The 19,865-nt window shown below is 47.6% G+C and carries 16 protein-coding genes; 11 read left to right on the top strand and 5 right to left on the bottom strand.

The genetic code is table 11. The annotated features are described in order from the left end of the window. Positions 1–59 precede the first annotated feature (59 nt). The 4 genes from G630_RS0108735 (at position 60) to G630_RS0108720 (ending at position 3,388) form a co-directional block, all read left to right on the top strand. The gene (locus G630_RS0108735) at positions 60–1,118 is read left to right on the top strand and encodes an L-threonylcarbamoyladenylate synthase (RefSeq protein ID WP_026498359.1); all 1,059 of its coding nucleotides are present in this window, start codon (positions 60–62) and stop codon (positions 1,116–1,118) included. An 81-nt stretch (positions 1,119–1,199) separates the two neighbouring features. Beyond that, positions 1,200–1,637: a ribose 5-phosphate isomerase B gene (gene rpiB / locus G630_RS0108730; RefSeq protein ID WP_022760399.1), complete on the top strand. Its 438-nt coding sequence runs from the start codon at positions 1,200–1,202 to the stop codon at positions 1,635–1,637. A 36-nt stretch (positions 1,638–1,673) separates the two neighbouring features. Continuing rightward, positions 1,674–2,156: a deoxycytidylate deaminase gene (locus G630_RS0108725; protein WP_022760398.1), complete on the top strand. Its 483-nt coding sequence runs from the start codon at positions 1,674–1,676 to the stop codon at positions 2,154–2,156. A 38-nt stretch (positions 2,157–2,194) separates the two neighbouring features. Continuing rightward, complete coding sequence (locus G630_RS0108720; RefSeq protein ID WP_049946151.1) at positions 2,195–3,388, top strand: cell wall hydrolase; 1,194 nt, start codon at positions 2,195–2,197, stop codon at positions 3,386–3,388. On the opposite strand, the gene G630_RS0108715 is transcribed toward G630_RS0108720, so the two are convergent. Further along, complete coding sequence (locus G630_RS0108715; RefSeq protein ID WP_026498357.1) at positions 3,385–3,864, bottom strand: DUF402 domain-containing protein; 480 nt, start codon at positions 3,862–3,864, stop codon at positions 3,385–3,387. The genes G630_RS0108720 and G630_RS0108715 overlap by 4 nt on opposite strands. A 108-nt stretch (positions 3,865–3,972) precedes the next feature. Here G630_RS0108715 and G630_RS0108710 point away from each other — a divergent pair, with 108 nt between their 5' ends. Next, entirely contained in the window at positions 3,973–6,531 is a 2,559-nt protein-coding gene (locus G630_RS0108710; RefSeq protein ID WP_026498356.1) for a hypothetical protein, read from the top strand. A gap of 71 nt (positions 6,532–6,602) precedes the next feature. Here G630_RS0108710 and G630_RS0108705 read toward each other — a convergent pair whose 3' ends face one another. From G630_RS0108705 to murC, 4 genes are all read right to left on the bottom strand, one after another. Further along, positions 6,603–7,793, bottom strand: a complete 1,191-nt coding sequence (locus G630_RS0108705) for a ribose-phosphate pyrophosphokinase (protein WP_022760394.1) — start codon at positions 7,791–7,793, stop codon at positions 6,603–6,605. Positions 7,794–7,805: 12 nt separating this feature from the next. After that, entirely contained in the window at positions 7,806–8,774 is a 969-nt protein-coding gene (locus tag G630_RS0108700; protein WP_022760393.1) for an ATP-binding protein, read from the bottom strand. Between the two features lie 21 nt (positions 8,775–8,795). After that, on the bottom strand, positions 8,796–9,794 hold the full coding sequence (locus G630_RS0108695) for a DnaD domain protein (protein ID WP_049946150.1): 999 nt from the start codon (positions 9,792–9,794) through the stop codon (positions 8,796–8,798). Positions 9,795–10,111: 317 nt separating this feature from the next. Continuing rightward, a complete protein-coding gene (gene murC, locus G630_RS0108685) occupies positions 10,112–11,497 on the bottom strand; it encodes a UDP-N-acetylmuramate--L-alanine ligase (protein WP_026498354.1) in 1,386 nt (461 codons plus the stop codon). Positions 11,498–11,790: 293 nt separating this feature from the next. Between murC and G630_RS0108680 the strand changes: the two genes are divergently transcribed. The 6 genes from G630_RS0108680 to G630_RS21270 all read left to right on the top strand — a co-directional run bounded on the left by G630_RS0108680 (position 11,791) and on the right by G630_RS21270 (position 19,840). Then, positions 11,791–13,062, top strand: coding sequence for a glucose-1-phosphate adenylyltransferase (locus tag G630_RS0108680; protein WP_022760389.1), 1,272 nt, complete (start codon positions 11,791–11,793; stop codon positions 13,060–13,062). Beyond that, the gene (gene glgD, locus G630_RS0108675) at positions 13,062–14,180 is read left to right on the top strand and encodes a glucose-1-phosphate adenylyltransferase subunit GlgD (RefSeq protein ID WP_022760388.1); all 1,119 of its coding nucleotides are present in this window, start codon (positions 13,062–13,064) and stop codon (positions 14,178–14,180) included. Before G630_RS0108680 ends, glgD begins: the two co-directional genes overlap by 1 nt. Before the next feature lie 40 nt (positions 14,181–14,220). Then, positions 14,221–14,541, top strand: coding sequence for a septation regulator SpoVG (gene spoVG, locus G630_RS0108670; RefSeq protein WP_022760387.1), 321 nt, complete (start codon positions 14,221–14,223; stop codon positions 14,539–14,541). 190 nt (positions 14,542–14,731) lie between these two features. Beyond that, a complete protein-coding gene (pth, locus tag G630_RS0108665) occupies positions 14,732–15,307 on the top strand; it encodes an aminoacyl-tRNA hydrolase (protein ID WP_022760386.1) in 576 nt (191 codons plus the stop codon). A 7-nt stretch (positions 15,308–15,314) separates the two neighbouring features. Further along, a complete protein-coding gene (mfd, locus tag G630_RS0108660) occupies positions 15,315–18,884 on the top strand; it encodes a transcription-repair coupling factor (protein ID WP_026498353.1) in 3,570 nt (1,189 codons plus the stop codon). Beyond that, complete coding sequence (locus G630_RS21270) at positions 18,881–19,840, top strand: prephenate dehydratase (protein ID WP_081667843.1); 960 nt, start codon at positions 18,881–18,883, stop codon at positions 19,838–19,840. Before mfd ends, G630_RS21270 begins: the two co-directional genes overlap by 4 nt. The last annotated feature ends 25 nt before the right edge of the window (positions 19,841–19,865 follow it).

Genomic DNA, 19,865 nt, shown 5'->3' with positions numbered 1-19,865 from the left:
TTGGGGGAAGGTGGCGCGAAGCGCCGGATGAGGGGAATAAAGATATACCAAAGGAAACCATGAACACTGAATTAATTCAAATTAACGAAAATAACATAGATGCCGCCGCCCTTGCGGCCTTGCAGCGAGCCGGCACAATCCTGAAAAACGGCGGTCTTGTCGCTTTTCCCACAGAGACGGTCTACGGTCTTGGCGGAGATGCACTTAATCCGAAGTCTTCCATGAAGATATATTCCGCGAAGGGCAGGCCCTCAGACAATCCGCTGATAGTGCACGTTGCGGACATTGAATCAATCAAAAAGATAGTAAAAAAGCTTCCGGAGGCGGCTTACAAGCTTGCTGAGGTACTTTGGCCGGGCCCCCTTACTATGATAATGGAGAAATCTGAGGCGGTTCCCTATGAGACGACAGGAGGTCTGGAAACCGTTGCGATAAGGATGCCCAGCAACAAAATCGCAGCTGAGTTGATCAGACAGTCTGGCGGATATATCGCGGCGCCGAGCGCGAATCTCTCGGGAAGACCAAGTCCCACCGAAGCAAAGTACTGCATCGAGGACTTAGACGGCAGAGTTGATATGATAATTGACGGAGGACAGGTTGGAATCGGCCTGGAATCTACTATAATAGACTTAACTTCGGATACGCCCATGATTTTGCGCCCCGGATATGTGACGCAGAAGATGCTTTCCGATATTCTCGGGGATGTTAGCATTGATAAGACAATTCTCAGTGCCGACAGCGGGGTGAAGCCCAAGGCTCCCGGGATGAAGTACAGACATTATGCACCAAAAGGCGATCTTACGATAGTTGAGGGTGAACCCGATAAGGTTACGGTATACATTAACGAGAAGATCTTGGAGCACAGCAAAAACGGAGAGCGAACCGGTGTCATCGCAACTGATGAGACCCGTGATAAATACAGGGCCGACGTCGTAAAATGCGCGGGAAGCCGAGAGGACGAGGAAGAGATTGCAAGAAATCTTTTCAGTATCCTGCGGCAGTTCGACGATGAGGATGTAAAATGCATGTATTCCGAGGCTTTTGATGATACGGGACTCGGGCAGGCAATAATGAACAGACTGCTGAAGGCAGCTGGACATAAGGTGGTGAGGGTGTAAAGCTGGCCCCTCATCCGGCGCTACGCGCCACCTTCCCCCGGAGGGGGAAGGCAAAAAAATAAAGAAGAGGAGAATGAAAAAATGATAGCACTTGGAAGTGACCACGGCGGATTTGACATCAAGCAGGTGGTAATCGAGCATCTTAAGGAGAGGGGCATAGAGTACAAGGATTTTGGTACTTATGATAAGAACTCCTGTGATTATCCGATTTTCGGAAAGGCGGCAGCAGAGGCTGTTGCAAGCGGCGAGTGTGAGAAGGGAATCGTTATCTGCACAACAGGTATCGGTATCTCAATTATCGCCAACAAGGTAAAGGGCATCAGATGCGCTCTTTGCTCAGAGCCTCATTCAGCAAGGCTCACACGTGAGCACAACGATGCGAATGTACTTGCCATGGGCGGCGCGCTTATCGGCCCCGATATGGCAATTGATATTGTGGATACATTCCTGGACACAGAGTTTTCAGGACTTGAGAAGCATGTGAGAAGAATTGGGGAGATCACGGACGCGGAGGCGTAAATCCCCTCATCCGGATGAGGGGAAAGGAGGAAGAGTATGAAACGAGAAGATTACATTTCCTGGGACGAGTATTTCATGGGCGTTGCAAAGCTTGCAGCTATGCGCTCCAAGGATCCCAACACGCAGGTGGGAACTTGTATTGTCAGCGAGGATAACAAGATTTTATCCATGGGCTACAACGGTTTCCCGATTGGCTGTGATGATGATGATTTTCCGTGGGAAAGGGACGGCGAGGATGAGCTTGCCACAAAATATCCCTTCGTAACCCATAGTGAGCTCAATGCCATCTTAAATTACAGAGGCGGCAGCCTTGAAGGGGCTAAGCTTTATGTATCTCTTTTTCCCTGTAATGAATGCGCAAAGGCAATAATTCAGGCCGGCATAAGGACTGTCGTGTATGACAGCGATAAATACAGCACCTCAGCTGCAACAAGAGCATCCAAGAAGATGTTCGATGCGGCGGGAGTGAAGTATTATCCTTATAGCAGGTCAGGTAAGAACATACACATAGAAATATAATCAGAGGAAAACCAGTGAAAAGTTATTGGGGTAGAGTCATGCGGCTCGTTGCAGTAACAATGGCGATAGTTCTGTGCATAAATTGGGGGAGTGCGGGAACTACAGTTAAGGCGACCGAGGAGACTAAGAAAGCTTTGCGGGAAGCAAAGGACAAACTCAATGAGACCAAGGGACAGCTGAGTGAGACTCAGGATCAGCTCGATGACAAGAAGGAAGATATTTCCAATCTTCATCAGGAAAAGAGTGTTCTTGAGAATAAGCTCGACGACCTGAACAGTCAGCTTACGGAGGTTAGCAACAATCTTTCGGATCTTGAAAATCAGATCGATGCCAAGACCGATGAGATCAACACGACCCAGGCTGAGCTTGAGGCCGCAATCAGCACTAAGGATGCCCAGTACGCAGCGATGAAAAAGCGTGTGCAGTTTATCTATGAAAAGGAGAGCTTCATGCTCATGGATATGCTAACGGATGTGGGCAGCTTTGCGGATTTTCTTAATCATAGCAGTTATGTTGCGTCCCTTTCTTCCTATGACAGGAAGATGCTTGATCAGTACAAGCAGACCTGTGCGCAGATCGATGAGAAAGAGAAGACTCTTCAGTCAGAGAAGACTGAGCTCGATCAGTGTAAGGTTGAAGTTGAGGCTGAGCAGAGCCGCGTATCGGGGCTTGTCAGCAAGACCAGTGGCAGCATAAGTGAATACAAGAAGAATATCTCGACCGCAGAGGAAGAGGCCAAGAATATCGAGAGCAAGGCGAAGGAGTATGAAAATCAGGTAGCTGAGCAGAATGCCGATGTAAAGGCTCTTGAAGCAAAGCTCGCTGAGGAAATTCGTCTGTCAAAATTGGCGGCTAAGTCAAAGTGGAGAAATATTTCGGATGTTCAGTTTGCGGAAGGAGACAGATATCTTCTGGCAAATCTGATATATTGCGAGGCGGGTGGAGAACCCTACGAGGGAAAAGTCGCCGTTGGAGCGGTTGTTATCAACAGAGTGCTTAGCTCTGTTTATCCTGATACAGTTGTAGGTGTTATTTACCAGAATGCACAGTTTTCACCCGTGGGTAGCGGAAGACTCGCGCTTGCGCTTGCAAACGGAGATGCAAACGAGGCCTGCTATCAGGCAGCAGATGCCGCTATGAGCGGCGCAACAAACGTAGGAAACTGCGTTTATTTCAGAACACCAATTCCGGGGCTCACCGGAATCAATATCGGCGGGCATGTGTTCTATTAACGTAACGCCTTAATTATCGGCGCCTCAAGCGTCGAGATACTATTTTCATAAATCGCATCCATCAGATTCCCCAATGAATGAAGCGCGGTCTTGAGCTGTTTTTCATCAATAAGCTTCTGCTCGAAGGCCTCAGCCAGTTCATCCAGGTCGAGGATGCGGATTTTGCCGTCGGGGTAGATGACTACGTCGGCGAGAAGATCCAGGGTTACGATGGAATTTTCCTCGGGGCCCTGCTGATATTCGACTATATCGCAGTACCAGTACATGAGACTGGAGTCAGCACGATAAAACTTGCTGATCTTATAACCGCGTTTTAAATAATAACAGGAATAGCCGTGTGACAAATCGGACCGTGGGTGTATCGCTTCCCACGCTGTGACAATGGTGTTATCATCACATTGCAGGATACGGTCGTCCTTTAGCAGAATGCATTCATTCGGAATAATACGTTTACGATATAGAACAGGGTAACTCATGATTCCCCCTATCTGCGCACTTGCGCTTTTATCTGACGTTTTTAAGTTAGAAAAATATTACCGCGATGAGTGTAAGAAGTCAATGGAATTAAGGCATAAGGATTTATAATGAAAAAAACAATCATCAAGATTATATATACAATCGTTGTTTTTATTGTTTCACTTCTTCTTATTGGGCATTTCACCAATGTTGAGACAGTTGATATGACTGCCAGGATGGGTGCGCCTACTTTTCCCACAGTGACCTTTGAATCGGGTGGAAAACAGATAAATTTGCTCCACGGCTATGCGCAGGAGATGGATGTTGCGCACATGCACGGGGAGATTATGCCTACCGATGCCCAGAGAACGATTTCTTTTCAGATGAACACCTATGGTGAGAGCATCTCTGATTTGAAATTTGAGGTCAGACAGGTCTCCGGTAACAGCCTGGTTGAGAACTCGGATATCACGGATTACTCGCAGGACGGGGAGATTATCAAGGGAAAATTCCAGATGAAGGATCTTATTGATCCGGGAAAAGAGTACATACTTGTTATTCTGGCAAATGTAAACGGCAAAACTGCAAGATATTATGAGAGGGTTATCTGGACCGAAGAGGATAACGCTTATCATACCAGAGAAATCGTTGATTTTGCGCTGAATTTCTCGAATATGACTTTTAATAATGCGGAGCACTCGGAGGAACTTGCTAAGTACCTGGAGTCCAATGCAGACGGAGACAATACTTCATTTAGTCATGTGACGATCAACAGTAGCTACGAGCAGGTGACTTGGGGTGGTCTTAACATTGTAGCACGTACAGATCCCAAGGTTTTTGTGAGGGATGTGCATCCCCAGACTTCCATAATTGTTCTGGATTATCAGGTTACTCAGAAAATCGAGGACGGCACGGAGAAGCTCTATAACGTAGAAGAGGCTTACAGAATCAGATATACTTCGGATAGAATTTACCTCCTCAATTTTGACAGAACGATGAATTATGTGTTCAATGCGGACACTTCGGATATTACGGACAATGTTATCAGCTTGTGGATCACCGATCCGAACGTTACCGTGAAGGAGAGCGATGGCGGCGGTGTTTTCGCTTTTGTAAGTGAGGACAGGCTCTACGTTTACAACGGCACGGGTAACAAAATCGCGCTGGTATTCGGTTTTTACAATGATGAATATACTGATGACCGCGCGACCTTTATGGGCAATACGATTCATATTCTGAGCGTGGATGAGGCCGGAAATGTGGAATTCGTGGTTTCGGGCTATATGAACCGCGGAGACCATGAGGGTTATGTGGGTAATGCTGTTTATAAGTATGATTCACAGCTAAATACTATTGAGGAGATGGCGTTTATCTCATCCAAACTTCATCAGGATATCATAAGGTCCTACTCCGAGAAGGTGCTCTATATAAGTACAAGCGGTGCGCTTTTCATAAAGCTCGATGGTGATGTGTATATGATCGACCTGGATTCCAGAAGCCAGAAGAAGCTCATCGAAAATCTGTCTGAGGACAGATACTGCATTTCTGAATCGGGAAGTATTATTGCATGGCATTCCGAGGATAAAAAGACGGTGCAGATCATGAATCTCAGCACCCAGGTTACTTCCGATATTGAAGCGGAGAGCGGTGATTTTGTGAAGGTTCTTGGTTTTATGGGTGAGGATCTCGTGTATGGTATGGCGCATGAATATGATGTGCACAGTGACCGCATGGGAAGCACGGTATATGGAATGCACAGCATTCATATCGTAGACAGCGATGGTAATATTCTGGAAAATTACAGCCCCGACCAGGGCGTTGTGACCGGTGTCAGGATCGAAGATAATGTCATAAGGCTTTCCCGTGCACAGTGGAACGATGGCAGCCAGCTTTACGATGAGCTCATAGACGACCAGATCATGAGTACTCTGAAAAAAGAGGTTGGAAGTAATTTCATATCTGTTGCTGCAACCGAGAATTACAAGAATATCACACAGATCAACGTCAAGAGTAATGTTAAGAAGAAGTCACTTATTCTGCAGACTCCTAATATGACACTGTTTGAGGGAAGCAGAGATGTGCAGATAGACTCTGACAGAAGCATGGATGATAATCCCTACTATTTTGTCTACGGTCTGAATGGTTTAAAGAGTATCTATGACAACCCTGCCGAAGCAGTTAACGATGCCTATGACGCTGCCGGAGTTGTGGTAAATGACATCAACCAGTATGTATGGGTTAGAGGTAATCTGCTGACTTCAAATCAGATTATGTATATAACCAATCTGGCTGAGACCAGAGAGAATATGACCGCCGAGAATTCAACAAGTGTCTGCCTTGATATGATCCTCCAGCACAGAGGAATCAATGTTAACGTTGATTCCATGCTGGAACAGGGCAAAACTGTTGTTGATATTTTGAGTGAAAGTCTCGTGAATGCCAAGGTTCTCGAACTCGATGGCTGCAAGATGGAAGCGATGCTCTATTATGTAAATCAGGACATCCCCGTCATGGCAACCTTAAACGACGGCAGCAGTCTCCTTATCATCGGCTTCAATGAGATGAACACGGTTCTCATGGAACCCACCACCGGAAGAGTCTACAAGTTCGGAAGAGAAGACTCCAACAACTTGTTTGAGAACAACGGAAATCACTTCGTCACATACTTACCGGGATTAGAGAATTAATAAAAGCCTTCCCCCGGAGGGGAAGGCTTTAAATTCAAAGGCCTGCGAGCAACGCTCGCAGGCCTTCCTTTTTAATTATCAAGTTCGCCATTATTATATCTGGCAATGATGCTATTTATTCTCTCAACCGGATTAAGCAGGTCGCTGATGGATGCGTCGTGGTTGAGTGTATCGATGAGGTATGCGATGTACTTACTCATGTCGCAGCTGATGTACCATTCTCTGGAGAGAAGCTCGGGAGTCTGGTAGATCAGGTTGGTGGTGAGGATTCTGTCGATGAGGCCTTCGTTGTAGGCTTCGTCGAATCTCTCAAGACCGCTGGTGAAGAGGCCGAAGGTTGAGAAAGCGTAGATGTGAGCTGCTTTTCTCTGCTTCAGAGCCTTGGCTACATCGATGAGACTCTCGCCGGATGAAATCATGTCATCTACAATGATAACATCCTTGCCCTCAACGGAGGTGCCGAGGAACTCGTGTGATACGATGGGATTACGTCCGTCCACAACCTGAGTGTAGTCACGGCGCTTGTAGAACATTCCGACATCGAGACCCATAACACTTGCAAGATAGATTGCACGGCCCATTCCACCCTCATCAGGGGAGATGACCATCATGTGATCTGAATCAATCTTGAGATCCTTGATATTTCTCAAAAGTGCTTTAATAAACTGATAAGTGGTACGAACTGTCTCGAATCCGTTGAGCGGGATTGCGTTCTGTACTCTGGGATCGTGAGCGTCGAAGGTGATTATGTTATCAACACCCATGCTCACAAGCTCCTGAAGAGCGATTGCGCAGTCAAGAGATTCTCTTGAGGAGCGCTTATGCTGGCGGCTCTCGTAGAGGAAAGGCATGATAACTGTGATTCTTCTCGCCTTACCGCCTACGGCTGCGATAATTCTCTTGAGATCCTGATAGTGATCGTCAGGAGACATATGATTTTCTTTTCCAAAAAGTGAATAAGTTAATGAATGGTTACATACATCGACCATGATGTAGAGGTCATCACCTCTGACTGACTGCTTGATAACACCCTTGGCCTCGCCGCTTCCGAATCTCGGAACCTCGGCCTTAAGAAGATAGGACGGGCGCTCATAACCTGTAAATGCAAGGCTGCCCTTGTGCTCGTTTTCGCGCTCCTGGCGCCACTTCACAAGATAGTAGTCAACCTTCTCCCCCAGTGTCTTGCACCCCTTGAGTGGGATAATTCCCAGAGAACCAACGGGGATTGTTTCAAGGTTACGTTTTTCTTCACGTCTTGGCATTGCCAAAATTCCTCACTTTCTGTTCTGGACCTTTTTCATGATGCGTATATCCCTGCCTGTAAGCTTGCACAGATGATACGTGCTCGCAATTCTCGAAGATACACGCTCAGAATACATGGACTTGATATCGTCCAATGAAAAATTAGTAGTGATAATGGTAGATCTGTTCCTGATAAGTCTCTCATTAATACAAGTGAAAAGCTGCGGAATCGAGTTATTGGTAACATGCTCGGTTCCGAGATCATCGATTATGAGCAGCTCTGTGTTGTACAGGTCATCCAGGAGAGTGCGCAGCTCATCCGATTTCTTGAAATCGAAGGAGTTGGTCTGCAAAAGCGAGAACAGGGAAGCAGCGCTGAAATACAGCACGGAATGCCCCATATCCAGTATCTCCTTGGCTATACAAATTGAAAGGAACGATTTACCAGTACCAACTGTACCATAAAAGAGCAGATTTGGGTATAAAGTTTCAAAATTCTTAATAAATTCTTTGGAAGTTTTAACAGCTCCGCGGAAGTGATCCAGGTCCTCGCCCGTGTAATATTCCTCGGACATGAGGTCAAAATTGGCGTCCTCAGCGAGTCTGTTGATATTCGACTGGGCATAGAGACGCTCTATAACTCTCTGCTTAAAACAGGAGCACTTTTCACTGCCAACATAGCCTGTGTCCTTGCAAAGGGGACACTCATACTGCATCTCAAGGTAATCTACGGGCAGATTGGCCTCGCGAAGAAGGCTCTTTTTCTGCTCGGAGACTTCAACGAGCTGTCTGTGGAGCTCGGATCTGTCCAGTTTCTCGCCATTTAAAAGTCTGCGGCCGAAGGCGGCGCTTCTCTTGCCTGTTTCCTGCTCGAGTACAAGGTATCCGGGAACATGCTGCTCTACGTACTTGATGCGCTTGGTGAGCTCGCGGCGCTTGATGGTGCGAAGCGTCTCATAATCGTGCATTATTTCGTCGTACTGAGTATTTGTTAATGCCATAATTCTGCCCTACCTTCCTGATTAATTATCAAGTAACTGATTCTCAAGACTGGATAGATCATAATCATTTTGTTTGAATTGATGAAAACGGTTATTGGTTTTTACGGCTTCTGCCTTGCGGGAGCTCTCTTTGCGGGCTGTCTCTTTTCCGAAGGCTCCGTCGAGTGCCTTTACATCGGAGAGTGCCTTAACTCCTGCCTTGAACCAGCTCTTCAGGATGCCGTCGCAGTACTGAACGCGCTTAACCTGTGTCTGAAGCACGGTGCGTCTGCAAGCCTCTGTGATGATGGTGAGGGAAAAGCCGTATTCAGCCTGCCATCTGTCGAAGTACTGAAGCTCTGTCGGAGTCGGAGCGTTCTGCATTCCGAGCTCCTTCATTATCTGATACGCGGTTCTGGTGGCTGTGACCTCGAGAGCTGCCTGCTCGGGAGATGTGATGCCTTTTTCATGCCATGCCATAGCTACCTTGCGTACATAGTCGAAATCTGTCTTCCCCTTGCCTACGCAGTGCTGAAGAAGGTAGTCAAGAAGGTCCTCGGAGAATTCAAGGGTGTCCTGAATATAGTAGATTGTCTTGATCTCGCTGCTGTTGAGTGTTCTTCCGAAATACTGTTCAGCCACGAAAAGCATCTGAGGATTGTCCTTGTGCGGTGCTTTTTTCTCCGGTGTCTTTTTCACTACAGAATATCTTGATGGTGCTTCGTGCTCAGGTGTGCGTACAGAATGCAGACCTGTGATCTTTGCAGCTTTTTTGGGAAAAATGTCCTGCATATGAATCCCAACGAGCATGCCTGAACCGTCGAGCTCGAGGGATATAAGCCCCAGCTCCTCCCAATACCTGAGGGCCCGCTGAACATCCTTCTCAGTGTAGTTAAATTTATCGGCAAGGTCACAAACACTTGTAGCCATGCCTGAGCACATCATACGAAGCAGATAAAGGTAGACCTTTATCTGAGCATCGTTAGCATCCGCAAGATATTCATCTATAAAAATGTTGGAAAGTGATGTCGTTGACATCATAGAATTTTGATTGATAGTTACTCGCCCCATCATGTGTTGCTTCACCCACTTTTTTCATATTTTTTCTCTAATTCGTTTTGAATTATACACCGAAGAGGGCCGGCTGCAAATGGGAAAAGTGACGAAGAAATGTCAGGTGGGGACTGAGCTTAAACATTTTCGAACCCTTGTGGACATTGTGGATAACGTGGATTATTTTATAAAATTTTTATAAAAATCCGCTGAATCAAGAGGCGGCGACCAGATGATGTCAGCGGATGTTATCCACATGGTATTTCGATTAAATTGTATAAGGTGTAAGTGGATAGAGTGGAAAATCAAAGACCCAAAAGGTCATTGGCGATATCTACCACATTCCCTGCCCCCATGGTTATCAACATGTCATCCTTCGTGCAATTTTGTAGAAGAAATTTTTCTATCTCATCAAAGGACGGAAAATAGAAACATTCATGTCCGAGGGATTCGATTTTCTCCTTCAGGGTTCTGGAGCTGATGCCCAGATTGTCGGTCTCTCTGGCCGCGTAGATGTCAGCGATGATGAGCTTATCCGCAGGCAGAAGGGCATTTGCGAACTCGTCCATCAGCGCCTTTGTCCGTGTAAAGGTGTGAGGCTGGAAAACTACCCAGAGAGTTTTGTGCGGATAATTTTTTGCAGCACTGAGTGTCGCAGCTATCTCTGTCGGATGATGAGCATAGTCGTCGATGATGGTGAGACCGTCCACACATCCTCTGTATTCGAAGCGCCTTCCGGTTCCTGTAAAGGATGTAAGAGCAGCGGCGATCTCTGCCTCGGGAACATCAAAAACGTCGGCTGCAGCAGCAGCAGCGAGGGCGTTACCTACGTTGTGCTTTCCGGGAACCTTGAGACTTACACCGAAGGATGATCCGTCTCTTCTATTAATAGTGAAAGAAGCGTTGCCGAAATCATCGTAGGTTATATCTGTAGGATAGTAGTCGAATTCATCGGTAAAACCGTAGGTTTTTATGCCACACTTTAAGCCGTCTGTAAGTTCTGACAGGTTCGGGATCTCTCCGTTTATAACAAGAGTTCCGTCCTCGGGGATGAGCTCTGCAAACTTGTGGAAGGAGTTCCTGATGTCATCAAGGTCCTTGAAGAAGTCGAGGTGATCCGCATCCACGTTCAGAATAATTCCAACTCCCGGGAAAAAGCTGAGGAAGCTGTTGGTGTATTCGCAGGCCTCGGTTACGAAGTATTTGGAAGCACCGATTCTGATGTTGCCGCCAATGTCCTTTAAATTTCCTCCGATTGAAATGGTGGGATCCATGTTATTCTCAAGAAGTATCTTGGAGACCATCGCGGTTGTGGTGGTCTTACCATGGGTTCCCGCAACATTAATAGGAAGGTAGTAGTGCTTCATTATCTGACCGAGAAGCTCAGCTCTTGTCAGCATCGGGATTCCGAGCTCCTTTGACTTTGCAAACTCGGGATTATCGGGATGAATGGCAGCTGTGTAAACCACGAGCTCAGGCTTATCGCCTGCGGTGAGGTTATCTGCCTTTTGTCCGATGTAGACTTTAATTCCGGCCTTCTTGAGATTCTCTGTTACGTCAGACTCGGCTCTGTCTGAGCCGCTGACCTTGAACCCTCTGTCGGCAAGTACCATGGCGAGGCCGCTCATTGAGATGCCGCCGATACCGATGAAATATACGTTTATTGGGTTATCAAAGCTTATCTGATACATATGCGTCCTTTCGTGTCCCCTCATCCGGCGCTGCGCGCCGGATGAGGGGATTCCTCTTTTCTATAAAAATACATCTAATAGGAAGAAGTGTCAAAATCCTTCCCCCGAAATACCTCCCAAATCTTACGAAAAACTCGCCAGGATTTTTGTAAACTCGTTCCCTTTAAATAATTAGTGTGATATACTTTAAATGGTGGTTTATGTGGGGGCATAGAAAAGCCACGATCATAGACCGCGGGAACTATATTACTTCATAGGAAATTCTACATTTTTTATGACAACGAGGTCTTAACATGATAAAAAAAGAGATGATTGCCATGCTACTGGCAGGCGGACAGGGCAGCCGACTTGGTGTACTTACATCCAAGATGGCGAAACCGGCAGTTTCATTTGGCGGTAAATACCGCATCATTGATTTTCCACTCAGTAATTGCATTAATTCAGGTGTAGATACAGTGGGCGTACTTACACAGTACAGACCGCTGCGTCTTAATTCGCATATCGGAATCGGTATTCCGTGGGATCTTGACCGTAATATCGGTGGCGTTACCATTCTGCCTCCGTACGAGAAGAGTGCGAACAGTGAGTGGTATACAGGTACTGCGAATGCTATTTTCCAGAACCTTGAGTATATGGAGAATTACCATCCGGATTATGTTCTCATTCTTTCGGGAGATCATATCTATAAGATGGATTATGAGACAATGCTCGATTTTCATAAGGCTAACGGCGCAGATGTTACTATCGCGGTTATGCCTGTGCCGATCGAGGAGGCCAGCAGATTCGGTATTATGATTACCGATGAGGACAGGAAAATTGTGGACTTTGAGGAGAAACCCGAGAAGCCCAGATCAAACCTTGCTTCTATGGGTATCTATATTTTCTCATGGGAGTCGCTGAAGGAAGCGCTTATTACCAATCAGGATCAGCCCGGCCTGGATTTTGGTAAGCACATCATTCCTTATTGTAAGGAGAAGGGTCAGTCCCTTTACGCATATGAATTCGACGGCTACTGGAAGGATGTAGGAACTCTTACATCATACTGGGAGGCCAACATGGAACTCATCGACATCGTTCCGGAGTTCAACCTCTACGAGGAGTATTGGAAGATATACACCAGAAACGATGTTCAGCCTCCGCAGTACCTTGGCCCCGAGAGTTCTACCTCAAGAAGTATCATCGGCGAGGGATCGGAGATCTACGGAGAGGTACACAACTCCGTAATAGGATGCGGAGTTAAGATTGGAAGAGGCACGATTGTAAGCCATTCCATCATTATGAACGGAACCGTCATCGGTGAAAATTGTAATATTGAGAAGGCTGTAATTGCCGAGCATGTTGATATTGGTAACAACGTAAGACTCGGTGAGGGTGATGAAGTTCAGAACGAGACCAAGCCCGGAATTTACAGAGACGGAATCGTAACAATCGGAGAGAAGTCAGTGGTTCCCAGCGGTGTATCCGTAGGAAAGAACACGATGATCTCCGGAGTAACTACCGAAAAGGACTATCCTGACGGAAGTTTGGATAGCGGAAGAACATTGGATAAGGCAGGTGATAGGTAGTGAGAGCGATTGGAATTATTCTTGCCGGTGGTGGAAGTAACCGCATGCACGAGCTTTCTAAGAACAGAGCAGTTTGTGCTATGCCAGTGGCCGGATTTTACAGAAGCATAGATTTTGCACTTAGTAATATGACGAACTCCCACATTCAGACGGTGGCGGTTTTCACGCAGTACAATGCAGGAAGCCTTAACACACACCTGTCTTCATCGAAGTGGTGGGACTTCGGACGTAAGCAGGGAGGTCTTTACGTATTCACTCCCGCAGCCAAGGCAAACGGAAATCTCTGGTACAGAGGAACGGCGGATGCCATTGCGCAGAACCTCAGCTTTTTAAAGAGCTGTCATGAACCCTATGTGGTTATCACCTCCGGTGACTGCGTGTACAAGATGGATTACAACAAGCTCCTTGAGTACCACATCGATAAGCAGGCTGACATCACTGTTGTATGCAAGGATGTGCCTGCAGACATCGATACCGAGAGATTCGGAACTATTCGTATGAATGAGGAGAGCCGTATCGAGGAGTTCGAGGAGAAGCCGGTAGTGGCGAGATCCAACACGATTTCCTGCGGTATATACGTCATCAGAAGACGTCAGCTCATAGAGCTCATAGAAAAAGCTCAGACCGAGGAGAGATTCGATTTCGTTAGGGATATCCTGGTTCGTTACAAGGATATGAAGAGAATCTACGGTTACAAGCTTAAGTCCTATTGGAACAACATCGCTTCCGTTGAGGATTACTTCAGAACCAACATGGATTTCCTGAAGCCTGAAGTTAGAAATTATTTCTTCAACGAGTACCCGGGTGTTTACACCAAGGTTGTGGACCTTCCTCCCGCAAAGTACAACGTGGGCGTCAAGGTTGCCAACAGTCTTATCTCCAGCGGTTGTATCGTAAACGGAATGGTTGAGGATTCGGTTATTTTCAAGGGTGCATTCATCGGAAATAACTGCTACATCAAGAATTCGATTATTCTGAATGATGTTTACATCGGAGATAACACGCACATTGAGAATTGTATCGTCGAGAGCCATGGAACCATCCAGGCGAACTCCTATTACAAGGGAGAGAACGGTATAAAAATAGTAGTAGAAAACAATGAGAGGTATGTAATCTAAGTATTCATTTTTTACATTTCTAAAAGGGGGACAAAGCAGGATGAATATTACAGATGTTCGTGTTAGAAAAGTTGCAAAGCAGGGCAAAATGCGTGCCATCGTTTCAATCACCATTGACAATGAGTTCGTTGTTCATGACATCAAGGTGATCGAGGGCGACAAGGGTTTGTTTATCGCAATGCCCAGCAAAAAGTCAGTCGATGGAGAGTATCGTGACATCGCTCATCCGATTAATTCAGATACGAGAAGGCTGCTTCAGGATACCATTCTGAAGGCTTACGACGAGGCTTCAGACGAAGTGATCGACTCAAGACCGGTTGAGACCGAAGCCGCACCTACAGGAGTGGGAAGTCTTTTCTAAGCGGGTTTTTATACTACAAAAAGAATAATTGTGCTAATATATGGGGAGCGACGAATTCGTTGCTCCCTATTTAATTAAAATAAAGCCTTTCCCCCCTGGGGGGCGCTCGACGTCCGGGGGACGTCGGTCCAGCGCGGACCGAAGCGGAGCGTAGACAAGGTGGCGCGAAGCGCCGGATGAGGGGACTCATATGTACTTAATCGCAGGCCTCGGAAACCCCGAGCGAAAATACAACGCCACTCGCCACAACGTGGGCTTTGGCGTAATAGATGTTTTATCAGAAAAATATGATATAGACCTGACCGAGATGAAGTTCAAAGGTATGTATGGAAAGGGCAGGATCGGCTCCGAAAAGGTAATCCTCCTAAAGCCGCTGACCTACATGAATCTCAGCGGAGAATCCATAAGGCCCGTCGCGGACTACTTCAAGATTGATACGAAGACTGAGCTCATCGTGCTCTCCGACGATATCGATCTTGATCCCGGTCGAATCAGAGTTCGTCCCAGCGGAAGCGCCGGTGGCCACAACGGTCTTAAGAATATAATCGCGCAGCTTGGCCACGACGAGTTCGCACGAGTCAGAGTCGGAGTTGGCAAGAAGCCGCCCCGCATAGACCTTGCAGACTGGGTTCTCGGACACTTCGACGACGAGGACACAGCTCTTGTTATGGAAGCGATGGACCACGCAGCCGACGCCGTTCGAGTTATCATGGAAGATGGCGTCAACTCCGCCATGAACAAGTGGAACGGATACAAACCGGAATGAGGTAAAAATGCGAGCAATCGAAGCGCCTCTTTCAGAACTGGAGGCATTTATCAAACTAAATAAGTACCTGGAAAAGCCTTTTGCCTGCGCGGAGGTCTCCGGCTGTATGGATTCTCAGAAACTCCATTTCATTAGCGGACTTGCGCAGGATTTCAAGTACAGGATAATTGTGACCTACAGCGACCTTCGGGTTAAGGAGATCTGTGAGGACTACAGATTTTACGACCGAAACGTCACTGTTTATCCCGCAAAGGATCTGATATTCTACCAGGCAGATGTCCACTCCAATGAAATCGTAAGGGAGAGGATAAAATGTTTGAGGCGCCTCATCGAAGGGCGTCCCGTTACTGTGGTCACAACCTTCTCAAGTCTGATGACGCCGCAGATTCCCATAGACATAATTAAAAATAACATTCTGAAAATAGATAAGAGAAAACCCGTCAATGAGCGCGAGGTTGCGAAGATCCTCACAAGGATCGGATACAACCGCGTCTATCAGGTGGGAGCTCCGGGCGAATTTTCCGTAAGGGGCGATATCATCGACGTGTTCGATCTGACAGAAGAGAATCCCTACAGAATCGAGCTCTGGGGCGACGAAGTCGAGAACATCCGAAGCTTCGACATTATGACACAGAGGTCGATAGACAAGCTCGAATCGATTGAGATTTATCCTGCGGCTGAGATTATCCTGACGGATGATGAGAAGACGAAGGGTCTTAAAAAGATGGAGGCCGAGACGAAGCTCGTCTATGAAAAGCTTCGCGAAGAGTTTAAGACCGAGGCGGCGCACCGCATAAAGACTTCCTTCGAGGAACTTAAGGAAGAACTGACAGAGCTTGAACTCGAGGTGAATCTCGAGAGTTATATAAGATATTTTTACGATGAGACCGTGACCTTCCTGGAGCTTTTCCCTGCAGGAAAATCCTGTGTTTTCATAGATGAGCCGCTCCATGTGCTTGAGCACGCATCGGCGGTGGAGAACGAATTCAGGGAGAGCATGATCCACAGGTCAGAGAATGGCTATGCGCTGCCGTCTCAGATGGACCTTCTGTACTCGAAGGACGAGTGCATTGCGAGGATGAAGAGCACGAGACGCATAATGCTCTCGGCGCTCGCAGCTCCCAAGGGGCTAAACGAGTTTGAGCCCGACATCAGCACCGAGGTGCACGCAAGGAGCATTGCGCCCTACAACAACAGCTTCGAATCGCTGGTACACGACCTCAAGGGCTTTGTGAAAAATGGTTACCGGGTGCTTATCCTTTCGGGATCCCGAACGAGAGCCAAGAGAATTGTCGAGGATCTTCGCGACCAGAGCGTTACCGCTTTTTACAGCGAGAATCCGATGCGCGAGCTCCAGCCCGGGGAGATTATGACCTATTACGGCAGAATCCTCAAGGGGTTTGAATACACCGACCTGAAATTCGCGGTGATTTCAGAGAGCGATATTTTCACGGAGCATAAGAAGAAAAAGAGAAAGCATTCCAAGTCGAAGTACAGCGGCGAGAAGATTTCAGGCTTCTCGGATCTGACGGTGGGCGACTATGTGGTTCACGAGGATCATGGACTTGGAATTTACAAGGGAATAGAGAAGATTGAGACCGACAAGGTGGTCAGGGATTACATCAAGATCAGCTATGCTGACGGCGGCAATCTCTACGTGCTTGCGACAGGCCTCAATGTAATACAGAAGTACGCGAGCGGCGATGTCGGAGCCGATGGGAAGGCGAGAAAGCCGAAGCTCAACAAGCTTGGAACCGGCGACTGGAAGCGCACGAAGAATAAGGTAAGGACTGCAGTTGAGGAGATTGCGGACGATCTGGTAGAGCTCTATGCAAAGAGGCAGAACAGCAGCGGATATCAGTTCAGCTCCGACACTGTATGGCAGCAGGAGTTTGAGGAGGCCTTTCCTTTTGATGAGACAGAAGATCAGCTGACCGCTATATCGGACACCAAAGCCGACATGGAATCCGAGCGAATCATGGACAGACTTATCTGCGGAGACGTTGGATTCGGCAAGACGGAGATTGCTATCCGAGCAGCTTTCAAAGCGGTGCAGGACGGAAAACAGGTGGCGATACTTGTTCCCACAACAATTTTGGCACAGCAGCATTACAACACCTTCACGGAGAGAATGAAGGATTTCCCTGTGAGGGTCGACATGATGTCCAGGTTCAGGACGGCGTCCGAGCAGAAGAAGACTGTGGAAGACCTGCGAAAAGGTCTCGTGGATGTCGTTATCGGAACGCACAGACTTTTATCAAAGGATGTGGTCTACAAGGATTTGGGACTCCTGGTCGTTGATGAGGAGCAGAGATTTGGCGTAACTCATAAGGAAAAGATAAAGAAGCTCAAGGAAAATGTGGATGTGCTGACATTGTCCGCAACGCCTATTCCGAGAACTCTTCACATGTCACTGGTTGGAATCAGGGACATGAGCGTACTTGAGGAAGCGCCGATGGACAGACAGCCGATTCAGACCTTCGTCTGTGAGTACAACGACGAGATGGTGCGCGAGGCGATTGCCCGAGAGGTTGCGCGCGGCGGTCAGGTCTACTATGTTTACAACCGTGTAAATGATATCGCGGATGTTGCGGCGAGAATTCAGAAGCTGGTGCCTGAGGTGAATGTATCCTTTGCACACGGCCAGATGAAGGAGTCGGAGCTTGAGCGAATCATGTACGACTTCATAGACGGCGAGATAAATGTGCTGGTATCGACAACTATCATCGAGACGGGACTTGATATCTCCAATGCAAATACTATGATTATCCACGACTCCGACCAGATGGGTCTTTCCCAGCTCTATCAGCTAAGGGGACGTGTCGGAAGGTCGAACAGAACTGCCTACGCTTTTCTTATGTACAAGAGAAACAAGATGCTAAGAGAGGTTGCGGAAAAGAGGCTATCTGCAATTCGTGAGTTCACGGATCTCGGCTCGGGCTTTAAGATTGCGATGCGAGACCTTGAAATCAGAGGCGCGGGAAATCTTCTCGGAAAGAGCCAGTCGGGACATATGGCTTCAGTCGGATATGATCTTTACTGCAAAATGCTCGGAGAGGCTGTCAGACGCAAGAAGGGCGAAGAGAAGGATGCCCTTCTGGAAGATTTTTCCACAAGTGTCGATATCGATGTTGATGCATTCATTCCGAGTGAATATATTGTTAATGAAGAGCAGAAGCTCGAGATATACAAGAGAATTGCCGGGATCGAGAACGAGGGCGACCGCGATGATATGCGCGATGAGCTGAGGGATCGCTTCGGCGAGCTGCCTGAGTCGGTGGACAATCTGATCAGGATATCGCTTGTCCGCGAGAAGGCGCACAAACTCTACATCCTTGAGATTAAGGGCGGCAACGGGGAGGTTGCCATCAAGATGAACAACAATGCGAGACTTAAGGCGGAGAATATACCCGCATTTATCGAGAGCTGCGAGGGTAAGATTACCTTCCGCCCTGCATCCTATTCGCTGTTCTTGTATAAGTATGTGAAGGACAACAATCCCAAGCAGGCCGAGAAACAGCTGCTTTTGGATGTGGAGGAGATTGTGGAGAAGATGGAAGTTTTGTCGGAGGTATGATGGACGAGATTCAGATAATCAACGAAAAATACATAACCCAGCTCCGCGAGCGCGTGGAGCGAAAGCTCGGCGAGAGCGACGGCGCCTGCGAACTTTTGGACAGCGCACTTGCCGGTGTCAGGGAGCCTGTGCAGAACCCCAAGGTAGTCTACCAGGGTGAGCCCGGTGCCTACAGCGAGATGGCTGCAATTGATTTCTTTGGAAAAGATGTAAACAGCGAAGGACTCGTGCACTTTGAGGATACTTTTGAAGCCTTGATAAGCGGAGCGGCTGACTACGCGGTTCTTCCTATAGAGAATTCTTCGACCGGCGCAATCCGCCAGGTGTACGACCTGCTTGCGCAGTACGAGTGCTACATGGTAGGCGAAACCACAGTCAGAGTAAAGCACAGTCTGATGGTTCTTCCGGATGCGGAGATGTCTGATATTCAGACGGTTTTCTCACATGAGCAGGGAATATTCCAGTGCGAGCAGTTTTTAAATGAGCACAGGGACTGGGTTCGCGTGCCGCAGGCTGACACCGCAGGCAGTGCGAGAATGGTTGCCGAGCTTGGTGATAAGACCAAAGCTGCAATCTGCTCATCGCGTGCCGCAGAGATCTATGGCCTTAAGATCATCAAGGAAGGCATCAATACTAACCGCACCAACACCACAAGATTTGTGGTTGTATCTCCCAGAATGGAGCTTCGCGAGGGCAGAAACAAGATATGTATCAGCTTTAGAACCGAGCACAAGGCCGGTGCACTTCACGAAGCGCTCACGGTTTTCAGAATCTACGGTCTAAACCTTGTAAGGCTTGAGTCCCGCCCGATTCCCGAGCAGAAGTGGCAGTATATGTTTTTTGCGGAATTCACGGGAGACCTTATGATGGAGGACATGAACAGAGTTATGGAGGCGCTGATGTGCACCGTAACCGACATAAGGATTTTCGGCAACTTCGCAGAGAATCTGGAGTGATGTTTGATTTGTTCGCGGGGACGCT

Origin of the sequence: Butyrivibrio sp. WCD2001, from assembly GCF_000424485.1 — a bacterium.
Lineage (GTDB): Bacteria > Bacillota > Clostridia > Lachnospirales > Lachnospiraceae > Butyrivibrio.
This window is presented reverse-complemented; position numbering and strand designations above follow the sequence as displayed.

What these genes read in the sequence shown, in the direction of transcription:
- spoVG (WP_022760387.1), top strand. Translation starts at nt 14,221, where the DNA reads ATGAATATTACAGATGTTCGTGTTAGAAAAGTTGCAAAGCAGGGCAAA.
- G630_RS0108715 (WP_026498357.1), bottom strand. Translation starts at nt 3,864, where the DNA reads ATGAGTTACCCTGTTCTATATCGTAAACGTATTATTCCGAATGAATGC.
- G630_RS0108725 (WP_022760398.1), top strand. Translation starts at nt 1,674, where the DNA reads ATGAAACGAGAAGATTACATTTCCTGGGACGAGTATTTCATGGGCGTT.
- G630_RS0108710 (WP_026498356.1), top strand. Translation starts at nt 3,973, where the DNA reads ATGAAAAAAACAATCATCAAGATTATATATACAATCGTTGTTTTTATT.
- G630_RS0108735 (WP_026498359.1), top strand. Translation starts at nt 60, where the DNA reads ATGAACACTGAATTAATTCAAATTAACGAAAATAACATAGATGCCGCC.
- G630_RS0108705 (WP_022760394.1), bottom strand. Translation starts at nt 7,793, where the DNA reads ATGCCAAGACGTGAAGAAAAACGTAACCTTGAAACAATCCCCGTTGGT.
- G630_RS0108680 (WP_022760389.1), top strand. Translation starts at nt 11,791, where the DNA reads ATGATAAAAAAAGAGATGATTGCCATGCTACTGGCAGGCGGACAGGGC.
- rpiB (WP_022760399.1), top strand. Translation starts at nt 1,200, where the DNA reads ATGATAGCACTTGGAAGTGACCACGGCGGATTTGACATCAAGCAGGTG.
- G630_RS21270 (WP_081667843.1), top strand. Translation starts at nt 18,881, where the DNA reads ATGATGGACGAGATTCAGATAATCAACGAAAAATACATAACCCAGCTC.
- G630_RS0108720 (WP_049946151.1), top strand. Translation starts at nt 2,195, where the DNA reads ATGCGGCTCGTTGCAGTAACAATGGCGATAGTTCTGTGCATAAATTGG.
- mfd (WP_026498353.1), top strand. Translation starts at nt 15,315, where the DNA reads ATGCGAGCAATCGAAGCGCCTCTTTCAGAACTGGAGGCATTTATCAAA.
- G630_RS0108695 (WP_049946150.1), bottom strand. Translation starts at nt 9,794, where the DNA reads ATGATGTCAACGACATCACTTTCCAACATTTTTATAGATGAATATCTT.
- murC (WP_026498354.1), bottom strand. Translation starts at nt 11,497, where the DNA reads ATGTATCAGATAAGCTTTGATAACCCAATAAACGTATATTTCATCGGT.
- pth (WP_022760386.1), top strand. Translation starts at nt 14,732, where the DNA reads ATGTACTTAATCGCAGGCCTCGGAAACCCCGAGCGAAAATACAACGCC.
- G630_RS0108700 (WP_022760393.1), bottom strand. Translation starts at nt 8,774, where the DNA reads ATGGCATTAACAAATACTCAGTACGACGAAATAATGCACGATTATGAG.